Here is a 3,349-nt window from a genome sequence, read left to right as displayed (position 1 = left end):
TCACTAAACTAAATGATCTAACTTAGTGACTGGATAACGTATATGGAACAGATGATTGGCCAGATCGCAAGACTATACTTGCATCTAGCATCATCATTTGACTCTAAATGAGCGCTTGGCGGTGACCTACTTTCACATGCGAAAACACACTATCATCGGCGCAACTTCGTTTCACTTCTCTGTTCGGGATGGGAAAAGGTGGTTCCAAAGCGCTATGGCCGCCAAGCAAAACTGGATAACGAAGGAATCAGGTTAACTCCTTCGTCTAAAATGGGTCGATTACTATCAATTCTATATTGATATTCAAATTTTCAAGATTATAGGATCAAGCCGCACGGTCAATTAGTATCGATTAGCTTAACGCATTGCTGCGCTTCCACACTCGACCTATCAACGTTGTCGTCTTCAACGAACCTTTAGGGGAGTTAAACTCCCGGGAAGTCTTATCTTATGGCAAGTTTCCCGCTTAGATGCTTTCAGCGGTTATCTCTTCCGCACTTAGCTACCCGGCGATACAACTGGCGTTATAACCGGTACACCAGAGGTGCGTCCACTCCGGTCCTCTCGTACTAGGAGCAGCCCCACTCAAACTTCCAACGCCCACGGCAGATAGGGACCAAACTGTCTCACGACGTTTTAAACCCAGCTCACGTACCACTTTAAATGGCGAACAGCCATACCCTTGGGACCGACTACAGCCCCAGGATGTGATGAGCCGACATCGAGGTGCCAAACTCCCCCGTCGATATGAACTCTTGGGAGGAATCAGCCTGTTATCCCCGGCGTACCTTTTATCCGTTGAGCGATGGCCCTTCCATACAGAACCACCGGATCACTATGACCTGCTTTCGCATCTGCTCGAATTGTCAGTCTCGCAGTCAAGCACGCTTATGCCATTGCACTATCAGCACGATTTCCGACCGTACCTAGCGTACCTTCGCACTCCTCCGTTACTCTTTGGGAGGAGACCGCCCCAGTCAAACTGCCTACCATACACGGTCCCCGATCCAGATTATGGACCTAGGTTAGAACTTCAATCATACCAGGGTGGTATTTCAAGGATGGCTCCATAAGCTCTAGCGAGCCTACTTCACAGCCTCCCACCTATCCTACACAAGTAGGATCAAAATCCAATGTAAAGCTACAGTAAAGGTGCACGGGGTCTTTCCGTCTAGCCGCGGGTAGATTGCATCTTCACAAACATTTCAACTTCGCTGAGTCTCGGGAGGAGACAGTGTGGCCATCGTTACGCCATTCGTGCAGGTCGGAACTTACCCGACAAGGAATTTCGCTACCTTAGGACCGTTATAGTTACGGCCGCCGTTTACCGGGGCTTCGATCAAGAGCTTGCACCCCATCACTTAACCTTCCGGCACCGGGCAGGCGTCACACTCTATACGTCCACTTTCGTGTTTGCAGAGTGCTGTGTTTTTATTAAACAGTCGCAGCCACCTTTTTATTGCAACCTCCTTCCGCTTCACATGCAAGATGCTACACGTACAAAAGGCACACCTTCTTCCGAAGTTACGGTGTCAATTTGCCGAGTTCCTTCTCCCGAGTTCTCTCAAGCGCCTTAGAATTCTCATCCCACCCACCTGTGTCGGTTTACGGTACGGTCTTTATCTAACTGAAGCTTAGCGGCTTTTCCTGGAAGCAGGGCATCACTTACTTGGCTCCCTAAGGAGTTTCGTTATCACGTCTCAACTTAGCTGTCCGGATTTGCCTGAACAGCATGTCTACGCGCTTCAACCGGGACATCCAACACCCGGATAAGCTAGCCTTCTTCGTCCCCACATCGCATTAAATAAAGGTACTGGAATATTAACCAGTTTCCCATCAGTTACGCATTTCTGCCTCACCTTAGGGGCCGACTCACCCTGCGCCGATGAACGTTGCACAGGAAACCTTGGGTTTACGGCGAGGAAGCCTTTCACTTCCTTTATCGCTACTCATGTCAGCATTCGCACTTCCGATACCTCCAGCAATCCTCTCGAATCACCTTCTCAGGCTTACGGAACGCTCTCCTACCATTTGCAATTACTTGCAAATCCCTAGCTTCGGTGTGCAGTTTAGCCCCGTTACATCTTCCGCGCAGGACGACTCGATCAGTGAGCTATTACGCTTTCTTTAAAGGATGGCTGCTTCTAAGCCAACTTCCTGACTGTCTGTGCCTTCCCACTTCGTTTACCACTTAACTGCATCTTTGGGACCTTAGCTGAGGGTCTGGGTTGTTTCCCTCTCGACACCGAACGTTAGCACCCGATGTCTGTCTCCCATACTTACACTCTCTGGTATTCGGAGTTTGCCATGGTTTGGTAAATCTTGACGACCCCCTAGCCATAACAGTGCTCTACCCCCAGAGGTGATATATGAGGCACTACCTAAATAGTTTTCGGAGAGAACCAGCTATTTCCAGATTTGTTTAGCCTTTCACCCCTACTCACAGCTCATCCCCTAATTTTTCAACATTAGTGGGTTCGGACCTCCACGAAGTATTACCTTCGCCTCATCCTGGCCATGAGTAGATCATCTGGTTTCGGGTCTACACCCAGCAACTAAACGCCCTATTAAGACTCGCTTTCGCTGCGCTTCCCCTATCGGTTAAGCTTGCTACTGAATGTAAGTCGCTGACCCATTATACAAAAGGTACGCAGTCACCCCAGTCAAACCAGGGCTCCCACTGTTTGTATGCATGCGGTTTCAGGATCTATTTCACTCCCCTCCCGGGGTTCTTTTCGCCTTTCCCTCACGGTACTGGTTCACTATCGGTCGATTACGAGTATTTAGCCTTGGAGGATGGTCCCCCCATGTTCAGACAGGATTTCACGTGTCCCGCCCTACTTGTCGCAATCCTAGTTCCACATTCAGATTTTTATCTACGGGGCTATCACCCACTATGGCTTATATTTCCATATAATTCGATTAATCTAAATGCTAAAAACTGCAGGCTGATCCCATTTCGCTCGCCACTACTTTGGGAATCTCGGTTGATTTCTTTTCCTCTGGTTACTTAGATGTTTCAGTTCACCAGGTTAGCCACCATCTCCCTATATATTCAGGAGCGGTTACCCTTGCGGGTGGGTTTTCCCATTCGGATATCTCCGGATCAAAGCTTGTTTGCCAGCTCCCCGAAGCTTTTCGCAGGCTTCCACGTCCTTCATCGCCTGTAATCGCCAAGGCATCCACCACATGCACTTATTTGCTTGATCCTATAATCTTGAAAATTTACCGAGCAATCACTTCCGCTCAAGCTATCTTTCATTCGACTATAGAAAATTTATATCTTTATTTAAAAGATACAATCGAACCCAAATTTATCTACTAATTTTTAAAGATCAATACAAACAAG

General features: G+C 48.1%; 2 rRNA genes. Both read right to left on the bottom strand.

From position 1 onward, the window contains the following. Nucleotides 1-113 precede the first annotated feature (113 nt). Nucleotides 114-226, bottom strand: a 5S ribosomal RNA gene (gene rrf, locus BLV85_RS14090). Between the two features lie 95 nt (nucleotides 227-321). Then, nucleotides 322-3,209, bottom strand: a 23S ribosomal RNA gene (locus BLV85_RS14085). Between the last annotated feature and the right edge of the window lie 140 nt (nucleotides 3,210-3,349).

Origin of the sequence: Nitrosomonas halophila (genome assembly GCF_900107165.1) — a bacterium.
GTDB classification, from domain to species: domain Bacteria; phylum Pseudomonadota; class Gammaproteobacteria; order Burkholderiales; family Nitrosomonadaceae; genus Nitrosomonas; species Nitrosomonas halophila.
Note: the sequence above shows the minus strand (reverse complement) of the source record. Positions and strands in the feature narration are given on the sequence as shown.